Here is a 15401-nt window from a genome sequence, read left to right as displayed (position 1 = left end):
GATATTCCATGTCAGCTACAGTAGAAACCATCCGTCAGCATTTGATTGATAACCCAAGTGCAATGCCTAGTCAAATAGCGGCAGAATTAAACGTGTCAGAGTTTGAAGTGGTGTCAGCACTACCCCGCGAGCAACTGGCGTTGCTTCCCGTCTCTGAAAAAGATGCCTTGCTAACGTCTCTGCCTGAGTGGGGCAACATGACCACTATAGTGTCGGCTTCAGGAAGCATTTTTGAGTTTAAAGGCGCATTCCCTAAAGGAAAGTATGCCCACGGTTATTACAACCTCATCACTAAAGGTGATGGCCTGCATGGTCACTTAAAGCTAGATGACATTAGCGCCATAGCCTTAATCAGCAAGCCGTTTCGCGGTACAGAAAGTCACTCAATTAACTTTTTTGGGCCCGCTGGTGAAGTGGTATTTAAAGTGTATTTAGGTCGCGACAAAAAACGAGTATTACTGCCAGAACAAGTTGCTCGCTTTAAGGCATTAAAAGCTGAGCTACAAACCACTACAGCATAACGCTATATACAAGATTTTAGCGGAACAAACCTAATAGCCACAGCTCGAAAAGCTGAAGTGCTGGTTACAAATTAAAATAAGAGAATAGTGCAATGACGACTGAAAAAGAGCAAAGATTACGAGACAAACTACTACCAGAGATTGAAGAGTTTAAGCATGCTCGTTCAACCCTGCAGCTTGCAACCCAAGATGCTAGTGGTATTCCAAACGCAAGCTATGCACCATTCGCATTAGCCGATGATGGCTTTTACATTTTAGTCAGTGAGCTTGCTCGTCACGGCACTAACCTAAAAGCCTCAAATATCTTGTCGGTGATGCTGGTTGAAGACGAAAATGAATCCAAGAGTGTTTTTGCCCGTAAGCGCTTAACCTTTGATGCCACTGCTGAATTGGTCGAACGTGAAAGCGACACTTTTATAAAAGGGGTGGCGGCACTCTCTGGCCGCTTTGGTGAGATGATTGATAACCTCGCCAGTCTAACCGATTTCAACCTGTTCAAGCTTAACCCCCATCAAGGGCTCTATGTTAAAGGCTTTGGTCAGGCATTTAGCCTATCTGGAGCGGAACTGCTTGATGTCGATTGGAAACGTGATGGTCACCATGGCACACCAAAAGCGGAGCTTGCTGACACGACAGCATCTTAATTGTAAAAATGTAGCAGCTTAAACAAATCAAGCTGTTTGCACTCTTTCACATAATCATTACCCGCTACTTAGCGGGTTTTGTTATTCTACTCTAGTTCACATTTAACTTAGGACACTGCCTTGAGCCAACAAGCATCTTCTGTCTCAACTGGAACATCCGAGACTAATGCGCCTAATAAGGCGCCGCTAGAAACTGCCAGCCTAACCCCACCGGTTAGTCGCCGCGCGGTTTTGCCATGGATTGGTGCTTTTTTAAAACCTTACCGCGCTAAAGTTATTGCGGCGATTATCTTCTTGTTTATCGGCTCTTTAGCTTGGCTTTCACTCGGACAAGGTGTCCGTTTGATGGTTGACGAAGGTTTTTTACAAGACAATGGATCACGTCTTAACGAAATTATTTTATTGGTGGTCGCAATAACGGCCTTGAGTAGCAGCGCGATATTTTGCCGCTTCTATCTGATGACTTGGCTAGGCGAGCGAGTAAGCGCCGATATTCGGCTTAAAGTTTATGATCACCTACTGAAGTTATCGCCGGGATTCTACGCCAAACTTAGAACCGGCGAAGTGATCTCCCGTTTTACGGCTGACTCTACATTGCTGCAATCAGTGGTTGGACAAAGTTTATCTATGGCACTGCGAGCCAGTGTGACCGTGATTGGTGGCATCGTTATGATGGCTATCACCAGTCTTAAGATGACAGGCTTAGTGCTATTGGCGGTTCCTATGGTGCTGGGGCCAATCTTCTTTTTTGGCCGTAAAGTGCGTGACTTATCCCGTAAAAGCCAAGACAAAGTGGGCGACTTGGGTGCTTATGTCGATGAAACCTTACATGAGATCCATACCGTACAAGCCTACTCCCATGAAGATAGAGACCGTGCGCTATTTGGTGAGCGTGTCGAGTCTGTCATGGATGCAGCCAAAGGGCGTATCAAGTATCGCTCTATTCTTATCTCGTTGGTGATGTTCTTAAGTATTCTAGCCATTGCGTTGGTGACTTGGGTGGGCGCCCATGATGTGATGAATGGCAGTATCACTGGTGGTGAGCTATCCGCCTTTATGTTTTATGCGGTGATGGTCGCGGGGTCTGTGGCAACGATCAGTGAAGTCATTGGCGAGATACAGCGAGCTGCAGGTGCGACAGAGAGATTGATCGAACTGGTTGAAACACCGATAGATATTCCGACCGTGGCTGAGCCATTGTCTTTGCCTGAGGTGGTAAAAGGACAACTGGCGTTAAAACAGGTGCGGTTTGCTTACAGTAATATCCGTGAAGGTGGCATAAAACAGCAGGGCGAAGATGAAGTCATCCGTGGACTTAATATTCACATTAAACCGGCTGAGCGAGTTGCCCTAGTCGGTGCCAGCGGCGCAGGCAAGAGTACATTGTTTGAATTACTGCAGCGCTTTTACGTGCTTAACAGCGGTAGCATTGAACTTGACGGCGTTGATATCTCAAAGCTATGTCCGCAAACCCTTAGACAGCAGTATGCATTAGTGCCGCAAGAGTCGGTTATTTTTGCAACCAGTGTGCTCGAAAATGTGCGATACGGGCGACTGGACGCGAGTGAGGCAGAGGTAAAGCAGGCTTGCATTGCTGCTAGAGCCGATGAGTTTATTACTGAATTTAGTGATGGTTACCACACCTACCTTGGTGAGCGCGGTGTGCGATTATCTGGCGGGCAAAAGCAGCGAATAGCCATTGCGCGAGCCATATTAGCGGATAGGCCAATCTTATTGCTCGATGAAGCAACCAGCGCCCTTGATGCCATCAGCGAGCAAAAGGTTAAGCAAGCGCTTGATAGCTTAATGGTTAACAAAACAACGTTAATCATTGCCCATCGTCTATCAACGGTTATAAATGCCGACCGGATCTTGGTGCTGGATAAAGGCCAACTGGTCGCCAGTGGCACCCACAATGAATTAATGCAAAGCAGTGAGCTATATCGTGAATTTGCCAGTTTACAGCTATTGACTGAAGACGTTACCGCGGCAACGAGTTAGCCGTGTCATTGTATGGTTTAAAAAGGGCGAGTTGATTCGCCCTTTTTATATTAAGAGTTAGCAGGTTAGATTGTTAACGAGAAGATTGCTTGGACGATGAGATAGAAACGTAGCTAGAAAGCTAAGTCGCAGGTTAACATTAAACATATTAAGATAAATTTGCGGCCATAGTGAACTATATTCTGGTCGTTAACGTACTGAATCAATGTTGTTTACTACCACTCTCTTGAGGGCTTATCTATGCGATTTTGCTTAGTGTTATCGATGTTGTTTTTGTCAGCTTGTACTAGCCTACCAAAAGGCATAGAGCCGGTTGATGATTTTGAGCTACCTAAGTACCTTGGCACTTGGTATGAGATCGCAAGACTCGACCATAGCTTTGAGCGCGGCATGACTCAAGTGACTGCTAATTACGAGATGCGTGAAGATGGTGGCGTTAAGGTGACTAATCGCGGTTTTAAAACCGACGAGCAAGTGTGGGATAGCGCCGATGGTAAAGCGTTCTTTGTTGATGAGACTAACATTGGCCATTTAAAGGTGTCATTTTTTGGACCATTTTACGGCTCTTATGTGGTGTATGAACTGGATAAAGAGGGTTATCAGTACGCTTTTATCACCAGTTACAACCGCGATTACCTGTGGTTTTTATCTAGAACGCCAGAGGTAACTGAGGAACTTAAACAGCAGTTTACCGAGCAGGCTAAGCAGTTAGGTTTTGCTATGGATGAGATTATTTGGGTTAAACAGTCATAGAACGTTACGGGTAGGTAACTGTTAGCTACTAGCGATTAAAGCTGCGTTTAATTGTGCATCTCTGAATCCTGCACTATGGCCTACGGCCACTAAGGTCGTGGCGCTTCGCTCATACCCGAGGCTGAGATGTTCAAGCTTCGCTTGATAAAGGTCGTGAGCTTCCAGCTCACACTCGGCCAAGAGGGGGGCAACAGCAATCCCTTCTTGGATCACCCCTGCCGCCCCTACGAAGTTACATGCGTTGAGTACAGGCCTCGTACTCCAATAAAAATCGCCTAACAGCTCAAATGGGACATCCATGTCCCCCAGAGCCTGAACCATCATCTGATAGGCAGGATGCCTGAATGTCTTGAAGTGCATGGATGCACGGGAAAGACCATGATGGTTCTACGACAATCTTAAAAGCTAAGAGTTATCTACGTACTTCGGCAACTCCGATGGGGAACTGGTTGTAACTAATCTGCTCTGAATTTGTTATTGGCTTTAGTATCTGCATATTGAAAACTCAAATGTTGCGAGTTTGCGCTTTTATAACCTAGTGTAGATGCGGCTGAGGCCATTGGTTTCCGGGGGGAAATCGCAGATTGACCAGTACCTGCCGCAGGAAATTGGAATCTAAGCATGGTAGAAGTTGAAGTTAATGGGATGCCTTCAAATTTATTGTTAGCTATATCAGTATTTGCATCATGCCTTTGAATTACTTCATAATAGATCTAATACCACCAAGGGACTGAGATATGGATTTATCAGCAGAAAAGCTCGAATTACATTATTACTTTAATGATGCATCACACTCAATGAATGCACTCGTACGAAATCAATGTGAATCGGAGTTTTTAGCCATTGCTATAGAAATAGCTAAAGAGTTAAATTTTGCGGTTGAATTGGAATCAGAAGCATATCGTGAAGGTGGTTTAAAAGAAATTTGGAAAGTAATTGGTAAAAATGGAGTCCAAGTTTCTATACTTATCTCAGTTATTGCAATTGTCAGCTCAAGAGTACCTTTAAACGATCCGGAAATCGATGACTTACAAAAACAAAATTTGCGGTTAAGTATTGAGGAGAAAAAACTTAGAATTAGGAAGCTCAATAAGGAGCTCGAACAAGATCATGTTAATGAAAACACAATTATTAAAGTTGCTGAGGCTTTAGAAACAAACCTAAAAATAGTTACGAGAAAATCGAATTTTTATAAGCAACTTAATCGCTATAATAAGGTTGATAGGATTGGCTTTTCATCTCTTAATTCCAATGACTTTCCAATTACAGATGAACGTATAGTCTTACGTAATAAATTCAGAAACTTCATTATCCAGTCTCATAATCTTACTCCTATAATTGTCGAAGATGCTCTAATTGAAATTGTTGCACCAGTTCTAAAAGAAGGTCGGTTTAAGTGGAAAGGCGTCTACGACAACGAGTCAATTTCTTTCTCAATGAATGATAAAGAATTTAATCTAGATGTTCTTCATGAAGTAATCAGTTTTAAACATGGGACTGCTATTGAGTGTGTATTATTGAACCATCAAAAATTAGATGAAACTGGAGAAATACAAATTACAGGACATTCAGTTTCAACTGTACTACGCAAAATTGATAGCAACGAAAACGTTGAAACTTTGCAAGGTAAGAAGTACAAGTTCAATAAAAAGCAGGTTGATGCTCAGGCAAGTTTATTTAGCTAGCTATCGAGGCTACACAATAACTATTAAGGGAGCCATTGGCTCCCTTTTTGTATTAACCATCAAGCCTCAAAGCCTAATTTAGAATTACTTACGCAGCTCTCTACGTAAGATTTTTCCAACAGTTGATTTTGGCAGGGCGTCGACAAAGGTGATGATCTTAGGGACTTTGTAAGCGGTGAGCTGTTCACGGCAGTAGCTGTCGATGGTTGTCTTGGCTTGCTCGTGATCCATATTGCTGTCACTAAGCACGATAACCGCTTTTACGGCTTCACCGCTGCGCTCATCTTCGACACCGATGACGGCGCATTCAAGCACCGCTTCATGATTTGATAGCACATCTTCGACTTCATTAGGGTAAACGTTAAAGCCTGAGACGATGATCATATCTTTTTTACGGTCGACAATTTTGTGGTAACCATCATTTGTTGCTAAGGCAATATCACCGGTTTTAAAGTAGCCGTCGCTGGTCATCACCTTGGCGGTTTCATCAGGATTATTCCAGTAACCTAACATCACTTGTGGACCAAAGACTGCTAGCTCGCCAGTTTCGCCATTGGGGACCTCTTTATCATCCATATCTAAGATTTTTACGTGAGTGCCAAGTACGGGTTTACCTATAGTACCTAGTTGCTCAAGCCCTGGGGCATTGAGTGAAACTACCGGTGATGTTTCCGATAAGCCGTAACCTTCTGAGATGGTGCAACCTGTAGTTTGCTGCCAAATATTGGCGGCGGCTTGGGTGAGTGCAGTGCCGCCAGAGATGGTGACTTTTAGGTGACTAAAATCCAATGCTTTAAACTCAGGTTGATGGCAGAGGCCAACAAAGAGCGTGTTGAGCCCCGCAAAACCGGTGAATGGATACTGCGCTAGGGTGTTAATTAATCCTGAAATATCACGTGGATTAGGAATAAGTACTGAGCAACCACCGCGTTCATAATAGAGTACCAAATTCACCATAAAAGCGTAGATGTGATACACGGGGAGGGGGGCGACAAATATCTCTTCCCCTTCCACTAAACGATCGCCTAAGCGAGATTTGATTTGCATCGCATTGGCGAGCAGGTTGCCATGGGTCAGCATTGCGCCTTTCGATAAGCCGGTTGTGCCTCCAGTATATTGCAGAGCTGCAAGTTGTTCTGGCACGCTTATTATTGGTGCGTAGTTGAGTTTTTCGCCTGCCGCAAGCACGTCACAAAAGGACACCGTTGCAAATGGCACTTCAGGTTGTGGCTGTGGTGCAATTAAGTCCATCGCATGGGTTGAGATAACTGTTTCTATGCCAGTGTTAGCGACCACTTCGGTTAACGTTGGCAGTAAGTCTGACAACACCACTAAGGCCTTAGCGCCTGAGTCATTGAACTGGTGGATAAGTTCACGCTGAGTGTAGAGTGGGTTAGTGTTCACTAGCACCATACCAGCCTTGATAGCGCCGTAAGCTGCAATTACAAACTGAGTAATGTTAGGCAGTTGAATTGCGACTCTATCACCTTGCACTAGATTAGTTTCTTGCTGCAGATAAGCGGCAAATTGACGTGAGTAGCGGTTAATTTCGTTGAAGGTTGTCTCTTGGCCTAAGCAGGAGTACGCGGCTTTATCACCGTATCTAGCACTAGCAAGCTCTATCAGATCGTTAAGCGATGCGTAGCGTGAAAGGTCTAGTGTTGAGTCTGAATCATATGCCATCGAGAAACCTTAGCTAATTATTATGGATTAGTAAAAATCAAACAGGTGTTTAGATTAGTGCGGTTATCCCTCCAAGGTCAATGCCTAACAGTGAAATAAATTGTTTCAGCAATAATCAAACTAAAGAAGAGTATCGTATTGTTGGGGTTAGAATTTTTACTCTATTTTGTTGCGGGTATAAAAATGAAAGGCAAAGCAAATCGTGCATTACCTTTCATCGTTTGAGATGAGAACAGGAGTTTAAATCGGGCTAAAGAAGCTGGAGTTTTGTGTTACCTGACTATGGCTGTGCTGCTCGGCTACCACAAAGGTAATTTCACTGCGGCTTTTATCAAGTGCATTAAGGTCGGCTAAAACAGTAACGGGGTAATCTAATTGTTCGCCTGCCTCAATTAATACTCGTGATTTGCTTGCAAGTTGGTAACTGTTGTTGCCCGAGACATATATTTGATAATGACGTGCCTGTTGAGTTTTGTTGCGGATTTTTAAGGTAAAACTGTTCTCGATAGCATCGGTAAGCGTTTCACGGTAAAGGGTTTGTCTATCACGAATAACATTAAGCTCAATGGCTGAACGGTTACTGATGTCAAAACCAATCACAGTCAACATGATTAATGCGGCGATACCATAGCCTAGGAACTTATAGGACTCGTAAAAAGGCACGGCTTTATCGACTAGCTCATTTTCGCTGGCGTAGCTGATGAGGTCAGGTTTATAACCGAATTTCTCCATGGTTTGATTGCACGCATCGACGCAGGCGCCACAATTAATGCATTCATACTGTAGGCCATTACGAATATCAATGCCGGTAGGGCAAACATCCACACACAGGTTACAATCTACGCAGTCACCTAAGTCAGTCTGTTGTTTGCGTTTGCGTGGACCACGGCTTTCACCACGGCTGGCATCATAGGTGACTGTCTTGGTATTAGCATCAAACATCACTGACTGAAAGCGTGCGTACGGGCAGCAATGTAGGCACATCTGCTCGCGCATCCAGCCTGCATTTAAGTAGGTACAAATCGCGAAGAACCATACCCAGGTGGCGATCCAAAAGCTGGCGTCGAAAGTAAAAATGTCTAAATACAGTTCTCGAGCAGGAATAAAGTAAGCGATAAAGCCACAGCCGGTAAGTAGAGCTATTGCGCCCCAAGCTAAGTGTTTACTGATGCGCTTGCTCGCCTTTTGTAAGCTCATTGGTGCTTTGTCTAGGGCTGAACGTTTGTTGCTACTGCCCTCTATACGCTCTTCAATCCAAACGAACATAAATGTCCAAGCGGTTTGCGGACATAAGTATCCACACCAGACTCTGCCCCAAAATACCGTGGCAAAAAACAGTAGAAAAGCGGCTGCAATAAATACCCAAGCGAGAATAGTAAAGTCTTGCGGCCATAGAGTAGTGCCAAAAAAGATAAACTGCTGCTCACTAATATTGAACAAGATAGCTTGCCTGCCTTGATAGGAGATAAAAGGCAGTAGGAAAAATAGCGCTACTAGAAGGCTATTCATCCCGGTTCTAATTCGTTGAAAGTATCCTTTTTGCTGGCGAATATGGATCTTGCCATTGGTTTGGCTGTCGATCTGCTTTATAGGAATACGTTGATTTGGTAGTGGGCTGCTCTTAGCCACGCTGCTGTTTTCTACTGTACTGCTGTTACTATTGCTATTTAACATTGGCTTCTCTATAGACACTGACATTGTTCACTCAGGATCTATATAGCAAGCATTAGGCCACATATTAAGTATCTGATTTTTATTGCTTTACACCCATTTGAAATGTGTTTTTGTCACGATATATCGATAAGTGGCGATATATCGTGATCACTAGGCAATATTAGATGGGACGGCTAATACCCAACTTGCTCATTCGAGATCGTAAGGTGCTAGGCGGCATACCGAGTATTGCCGCCGCGCCAGTTGCACCAGAGATCCGCCATTGGCTCTGCTTTAATATCTTTAGTATGTGGGCTTTTTCTATTTCAGCTAATGTTTGCTTAGTCCCGGTGCTGCTTGATGTTTGCATTTGTGATTCAGCGGCTAACTGGCCAAACTCTAGTACCGGACCATTTGATAAAATCATTTCTCTTTCAAGGACATTTTGCAGTTCACGTACATTGCCAGGCCAGCTGTGTTTAATGAGCTTTTGCATGCCGCGTTGGCTCACTTTGCTGATTTTCTTACCGAGTTTTTTGTTAAGTTCTTGAATTAAATGGCTGACGAGTTCGGGAATATCAGATAATCGATTACGCAGTGGCGGTACGATAATTGGAAAGACATTAAGGCGGTAGTAAAGATCCATTCTAAATAATCCCTGTTCGACCCGTTTGAGTAGGTCATGGTGGGTAGCTGTAATCAATCTTATATCCACTTTTATCGTTTGGCTGCTACCTACTCGTTCGAACTCTTGTTCTTGAATTACGCGTAGTAACTTTGACTGGGCTTCAAGAGTGAGTTCTGCCACTTCATCGAGAAATAGGGTGCCATTGTTAGCCAGTTCAAACCGTCCCTTGCGGCGGCTTGTAGCCCCGGTATAAGCGCCTTTTTCATGACCAAACAGTTCACTCTCTAACAGGGCTGATGAGAATGCAGCGCAGTTAACACTCACTAACGGTTTGTCGGCGCGGTTACTTAAGCGGTGCAGGTTACGCGCTACTAACTCTTTACCAGTGCCGTTTTCGCCACTAATGAGCACGGTACTTTCTGTATTTGCCACCAGTTTTATTTGCTGGATTAGTTGCATGATTTGCGGGCTACTGCCTGAGATCCCCACGTCCCCGGTTCTATCTGCAAGTTCTAGTTGCAGGTACTGGTTCTCGAAAGATAACTTTTCTGACAACGCTTGAACCTGCTCCAATGCTTGACGCAAAGAGTGCTCGGTTTGCTTTTGAATGCTGATGTCACGAAATATCGCTACTACCCCCATCATTACACCATCTTTATAGACGGCAGTAGAGGTGTAATGCACTGGAAAGCTTGAGCCATCTTTGCGCCAGAATACTTCGTGGGTTATTTCACGGGCGACACCATCTTTAAGTGTGCTGTAGATAGGGCAATCTTCTTTGGGATAGTGGCTGCCATCACTGTGGCTATGGTGATGGCAGTCATGAATATTTTTCCCTAATAGCTCTTGAGTTTGCCAACCTGTCATTTTTTCTGCGGCAGGGTTGATGAATACCGCATTGCCCTCGAGATCAAAACCATAGATCCCTTCGCTGACGGCATTCAGTATCAGTTGGTTTTCAGGCAGAAAGTCTGCATGCGTGGTTTTTTGTTGCAGATTGATAGCAGTCATAGTCTTCCTGTCGCGATATAAGGTGAGCAATCCAGCACAAGTATAAGCTAAATTGCAAAGTCACGATATAGCGTGACTGCATTGGTTGAGGTAAGTATAAGGCTACTGTTTAAGTGAATATTTGCTGGTTACTGGTTTTTATTAGTTATGAAAAGATAATTGAACAGGGCAGCTAAGCGTTTATTAAGTTAAAATGGTAATCAGTTGAGTTTTTACTGAGTTTTGAGCCTAATTATGGAATACGATTTTTTGCGCAATACAATAACCGGCACTGCATTTGCGCGGTTTAGTATGGATCATGAGGCATTAGGTTTTTGGTTGTCGGAAGAGCTAGGTGATAATGCCGAGAAACATGTTGAGATCTGTCAGCATATTGAAAAATTACAAGCTAGCCATTTAAGTGATTGGCGCCTCGTCGGGAAGGCACTCTCTATTGAGTTAGACCGCGAGCAAGCTAGAATTTTTGCTAATAATATCGCCGAAGGTGACAGTGATGATGTTGAGATGGATGAGTCGATGTCATTTTATGATGGTGAGTCAGAAGCTTTTTGCGGACTAGAAGACTTTTACGATGTATTGATTAATTGGCGTAAATTTTTAGATGAGCGCTAATGATGTCAGTTAAGTATTGAAAAAGGCAGCCTAGGCTGCCTTTTGTTGTTTAGTTTTGGATAGATGATTACTGGTTAAGGTATCTAACGGCCATCTCGGTACGAGATTTTGCGTTTGCTTTACGCAGTAAGTTCTTCACATGTACCTTAACGGTACCTTCACTAATGTGCAGCTGCTCTGCAACGACACGGTTGCTTTGGCCTTCTGCTAGGTGCTGCAGAATTTCAAGCTCTCTTGGTGTTAGATTTTCAATCCATTCCTGTTCGTTGACCGAACTATTTAGCTCCGACAAATACTCTTTGACATTATCGCTAATAATACGATGGCCAAGCATGGCATTTTTCAGCATCTCGAGCAGTAGATCTGGCTCGGTATCCTTTAGCAGATAACCATCAGCACCCGCTCTTACCAATCGAATCACATCTTGCTTAGCGTCAGATACCGTTAAAATGACGATGCGAGAGGTAACTCCCTCTTGCCGCAGAGCATTGAGGGTATCTAAGCCCGTCATCCCTTTCATATTCAAATCAAGTAATACGATATCAGGTTCATTTTCAGCTATTGCTGAAAGCGCATCTAGGCCACTTCCTGCTTCACCAAACAGAGTGAAATCTGAATCTGAAGTAATAAGCTGACAGATCCCACGACGTAATAATGGATGATCGTCAATAACGAGTACTGAATAAGGCTTACCCATTTAAAGGCCTCCTGCTGAGGTAAATTTGTAATTCGAAAAAATATGCATCTTTTTTGCCTTATGTGCCTGTTTTATTTGTCAATAGTTCTATACAGGTTCTTGTTGAGGCGGGAAAGTTAAGCTCACCGTGGCACCACCTTCCTCATTTTGATTAAATTCTACCACACCTGAGAGGCGACTGGCGCGCTCATGCATGATCCCTAAGCCAAAATGTTGGTCTCTCTCTTTAAGCTTTTCGATACCTACGCCATCATCACTGATATCAATAATCACTTTTTCGTCACTGATCTTCTGACAACTAATGTGAATATGTTTTGCTTTGGCATGCTTTACTGCATTAAGCGTCGCTTCTCGGGTGAGTTGCAGGATATGAATATGCTGATGTGCCCCGAGCAACTGTACTGGAAGCTTGTAGTCTAAAGTTATTTCGGCATCAGTTTGGCCGCGGAGCTGCTCTATCATGGCCTCAATAGCATGACCTAAGTTGGGATCCTTTATGGTCAATCTAAAGGTTGATAGCAATTCCCTAAGCTGCACATAGGCAGTATTAACCCCTTCATTTATCTCTTGCAGCTGCTCGGCCGCGCGGGGACTTTTTGAGGTTTTATCTAGTTCTTTAGAAAGCAGGTTAACTTGGATTTTCAAAAAGGATAGCAATTGGCCTAATGAGTCATGCAGTTCCCGAGCGATTACGCCGCGCTCCTCCATCAGTGCTAACTGTTGTCTCTGCTCTCCAGCATTATAGGTGACCATTGAACGAGCAAGCATAATCGCAAAATTGCTATAAAGCGCAGTGGAGAAAGTTTGACTAGAGATAACCTCCAAATAACCCAAGTTATTATGTTCAAACTGCAGCGCAAATTTTTGTGTGGCTTTTGCATCACGAGGCCATTCGCCTTGCGCATCAATAATATATTGGACTTGCTCTTCTTCGACGACCACCAATCTTAAATTGATATCGGGATCATGGCTTTGCAGCTGATTAATTGCATCGGTTAATGTACTAATGTCTAATTTACTTGAATGCAACATCACCACATTATCGTAGAGTAATTTTAATTCGTTGTTAGCACGGGTGAGGGCTATTGTCTTCTCTTGGACTTGTGATTCGAGTCCTTGATAAACACTGGCAAGCTTTTTCACTGTGGTATCGAGTGCGCTGCTTAGTGCACTCAATTCGATATACTCTGTTTTAGGCATATCTACATTAAAATTACCTTGTGAAATTGTATCGGCGGCCTGCATCAATTGTTGCAAAGGTTTAACAACTTTGCGTTTAGCAATTCTTACGGTGACAAAAGCAATCAGTAACATTATTGCCAAACCGGTGATTTGGCTAATGGCGAGTAATTTAAGTTTAAAGGCGGCGTGTTGCTCTGTTTCTAATACAAAAAGATCGATGGTATCGACAAAGTCTTTCAATGCTGCTGCGTATAGCCGAGAGTTTTCCGACTCAATGTAATAGCGCATCACTTGCCACTTATCGATAACGGCCAAATATTTATCTTTAAGATCTTGAGGGGTGTACCAAGTCAGTGATGTTCTAAGGGCTTGAGAGTTAAGAGTGTTCTCGAACTCCGCTATTTTATCTGCAGCGGATTCACTGCCTGAATTGGCATAAAACATGAGCCGATAACTTTGCATTCGTAGTGAGCCTGACGCATTTATCGCCCGAGCATCACCTAAACTATACGAAAGATTAACAATGGCAAAAATGGCGAGTCCACTAGAGAGTAATATCAGGGTTAACATGAATCCCCATATTGCTGATGTAAGTCTGCCTTTTTTCATTCAAAAACTCTCAATTATTGGGTTTATGTGCTATTCGTTTATAGCGGTTCTACATTAGTGGTTGATTGAATACATTAACAAAAACGCAAAAGTGTGAGCAACAACACGTTCACATGTTGATCTAACGCAAGTTTTCCACGGGATACCCCCTAAGGGGTATGTTTTTGTTTTAAATAAGAGTCTAACTTCAACCTTGCAATAGGTGGGGCTATAAATATTATAAAGTAATATGGAGATGAGATGGTGAGAACATTAACTAAAAAGACTTTTGCACTTAGTGCAATGGTCGTTGCTAGCTTACTAGCTGGCAGCACATTCGCAAGTGATAAAACTGAACCTCGTAACGAAGTTTACAAAAATAAGTTCAAGAATCAATATGAGACTTGGCATGACACTTCAGAAAGCAAAGAAATTGTTGATATGCTTGAAGAAGTACCAAGCCTAGTTGTCCTTTGGGCAGGTTATGGTTTTGCTAAAGACTATAACGCTCCTCGTGGTCACATGTACGCTGTTACAGACGTACGTAATACGCTTCGTACTGGCGCACCTACTTCAGCTGAAGATGGTCCAATGCCAATGGCATGTTGGTCTTGTAAGAGCCCAGATGTACCTCGTATGATCGAAGAGCAAGGTGAAGATGGTTACTTCACTGGCAAGTGGTCTAAAGGCGGTCCTGAAATCGTTAACGCACTTGGCTGTGGCGATTGTCACGTAAAAGGTTCTTCTAAGCTACGTATCTCTCGTCCATTCGCTGAACGCGCAATGGAAACACTTGGCACTCCATTTGATAAAGCGTCTAAGAAAGACAAGCAGTCAATGGTATGTGGTCAGTGTCACGTAGAGTACTACTTCGAGAAGACTAAAGATAAGAAAGGCTTTGTTAAATTCCCTTGGGATATGGGCACCACTGTTGAACAGATGGAAGCTTACTATGACAACATGGAGTTCTCTGACTGGACTCACGCTGTTTCTAAAACACCAATGCTTAAAGCACAGCATCCTGGTTATGAAACTTGGCAGTTAGGTGTTCACGGTAAGAACAACGTAAGTTGTACTGACTGTCACATGCCTAAAGTTAAGAGTGACAAAGGCCGTAAGTTTACCGATCACAAAGTGGGTAACCCATTCGATCGCTTTGAAGAAACTTGTGCAACTTGTCACGAGCAAAGCAAAGAGTTCATGGTTAACCTAACTGAAGAACGTAAGCATAAAGTTGCTGACCTTAAAGCTCGCGCTGAAACTCAGTTAGTTAAAGCTCATTTCGAAGCAAAAGCTGCTTGGGATGCGGGTGCAACTGAAGTTGAAATGAAGCCTATCCTTATGGATATTCGTCATTCACAATGGCGCTGGGACTACGCAACTGCATCACACGGTGTTGCTGCTCACGCTGCTGATGAAGCGCTTCGTGTACTAGGTACTGCGGTAGACAAAGCTGCTGATGCTCGCATCAAGCTTGCTCAACTACTCGCTGCTAAAGGTGTTAAGCAACCAATTGCTTACCCTGACACTTCTACCAAAGCTAAAGCTCAAGCAGCTCTAGGTATGGATATGAAGAAGATGAATGCTGATAAAGCTGAATTCAAGAAAACTATGTTACCTAAGTGGGATGCTGAAGCTGAAAAGCGTGAAGCGACTTACAAGTAATAGCTAATATATAGCTAAGTTTTCTCTGCATAGCTCTATTGTAAAAAAGCCCTCATTATGAGTAATGCCGGTCAGTTA

The 15401-nt window shown here is 43.4% G+C and carries 13 protein-coding genes; 7 read left to right on the top strand and 6 right to left on the bottom strand.

The features are described 5' to 3' along the window. The first annotated feature begins 8 nt into the window (after positions 1-8). The 4 genes from hutX to AB4238_RS02880 all read left to right on the top strand — a co-directional run bounded on the left by hutX (position 9) and on the right by AB4238_RS02880 (position 3919). Positions 9-521, top strand: a complete 513-nt coding sequence (gene hutX, locus AB4238_RS02895) for a heme utilization cystosolic carrier protein HutX (RefSeq protein ID WP_372031125.1) — start codon at positions 9-11, stop codon at positions 519-521. Positions 522-613: 92 nt separating this feature from the next. Next, positions 614-1165 (top strand): heme utilization protein HutZ, encoded by a 552-nt coding sequence (gene hutZ, locus AB4238_RS02890; RefSeq protein WP_372031124.1) that lies wholly within the window; start codon positions 614-616, stop codon positions 1163-1165. A 120-nt stretch (positions 1166-1285) separates the two neighbouring features. Further along, positions 1286-3166 carry an ABC transporter transmembrane domain-containing protein gene (locus tag AB4238_RS02885; RefSeq protein WP_372031123.1) on the top strand — a complete coding sequence of 627 codons (1881 nt, stop codon included), beginning with the start codon at positions 1286-1288 and terminating at the stop codon, positions 3164-3166. 240 nt (positions 3167-3406) lie between these two features. Further along, positions 3407-3919 carry a lipocalin family protein gene (locus AB4238_RS02880; RefSeq protein ID WP_372031122.1) on the top strand — a complete coding sequence of 171 codons (513 nt, stop codon included), beginning with the start codon at positions 3407-3409 and terminating at the stop codon, positions 3917-3919. A gap of 21 nt (positions 3920-3940) precedes the next feature. Here the strand turns inward: AB4238_RS02880 and AB4238_RS02875 are convergent, their stop codons facing one another. Then, complete coding sequence (locus AB4238_RS02875; RefSeq protein ID WP_372031121.1) at positions 3941-4219, bottom strand: hypothetical protein; 279 nt, start codon at positions 4217-4219, stop codon at positions 3941-3943. 437 nt (positions 4220-4656) lie between these two features. Between AB4238_RS02875 and AB4238_RS02870 the strand changes: the two genes are divergently transcribed. Further along, complete coding sequence (locus AB4238_RS02870) at positions 4657-5604, top strand: hypothetical protein (protein ID WP_372031120.1); 948 nt, start codon at positions 4657-4659, stop codon at positions 5602-5604. A gap of 84 nt (positions 5605-5688) precedes the next feature. On the opposite strand, the gene AB4238_RS02865 is transcribed toward AB4238_RS02870, so the two are convergent. The 3 genes from AB4238_RS02865 to AB4238_RS02855 all read right to left on the bottom strand — a co-directional run bounded on the left by AB4238_RS02865 (position 5689) and on the right by AB4238_RS02855 (position 10579). After that, positions 5689-7287: an AMP-binding protein gene (locus AB4238_RS02865; RefSeq protein WP_372031118.1), complete on the bottom strand. Its 1599-nt coding sequence runs from the start codon at positions 7285-7287 to the stop codon at positions 5689-5691. Between the two features lie 240 nt (positions 7288-7527). Beyond that, the gene (gene ccoG / locus AB4238_RS02860; protein WP_372031116.1) at positions 7528-8961 is read right to left on the bottom strand and encodes a cytochrome c oxidase accessory protein CcoG; all 1434 of its coding nucleotides are present in this window, start codon (positions 8959-8961) and stop codon (positions 7528-7530) included. Positions 8962-9121: 160 nt separating this feature from the next. Next, the gene (locus AB4238_RS02855) at positions 9122-10579 is read right to left on the bottom strand and encodes a sigma-54 interaction domain-containing protein (RefSeq protein WP_372031115.1); all 1458 of its coding nucleotides are present in this window, start codon (positions 10577-10579) and stop codon (positions 9122-9124) included. 234 nt (positions 10580-10813) lie between these two features. Here AB4238_RS02855 and AB4238_RS02850 point away from each other — a divergent pair, with 234 nt between their 5' ends. Further along, complete coding sequence (locus AB4238_RS02850; protein WP_372031114.1) at positions 10814-11191, top strand: YacL family protein; 378 nt, start codon at positions 10814-10816, stop codon at positions 11189-11191. Between the two features lie 67 nt (positions 11192-11258). On the opposite strand, the gene AB4238_RS02845 is transcribed toward AB4238_RS02850, so the two are convergent. Both AB4238_RS02845 and narQ read right to left on the bottom strand, forming a co-directional pair. Then, positions 11259-11888, bottom strand: a complete 630-nt coding sequence (locus tag AB4238_RS02845) for a response regulator (protein ID WP_372031112.1) — start codon at positions 11886-11888, stop codon at positions 11259-11261. A gap of 87 nt (positions 11889-11975) precedes the next feature. Next, positions 11976-13679 carry a nitrate/nitrite two-component system sensor histidine kinase NarQ gene (narQ, locus tag AB4238_RS02840; RefSeq protein WP_372031111.1) on the bottom strand — a complete coding sequence of 568 codons (1704 nt, stop codon included), beginning with the start codon at positions 13677-13679 and terminating at the stop codon, positions 11976-11978. A 240-nt stretch (positions 13680-13919) separates the two neighbouring features. Between narQ and nrfA the strand changes: the two genes are divergently transcribed. Then, a complete protein-coding gene (nrfA, locus tag AB4238_RS02835) occupies positions 13920-15323 on the top strand; it encodes an ammonia-forming nitrite reductase cytochrome c552 subunit (RefSeq protein ID WP_372031109.1) in 1404 nt (467 codons plus the stop codon). Positions 15324-15401: the final 78 nt, after the last annotated feature.

Source organism: Shewanella sp. 10N.286.45.A1 (assembly GCF_041470405.1).
Lineage (GTDB): Bacteria > Pseudomonadota > Gammaproteobacteria > Enterobacterales > Shewanellaceae > Shewanella.
This window is presented reverse-complemented; position numbering and strand designations above follow the sequence as displayed.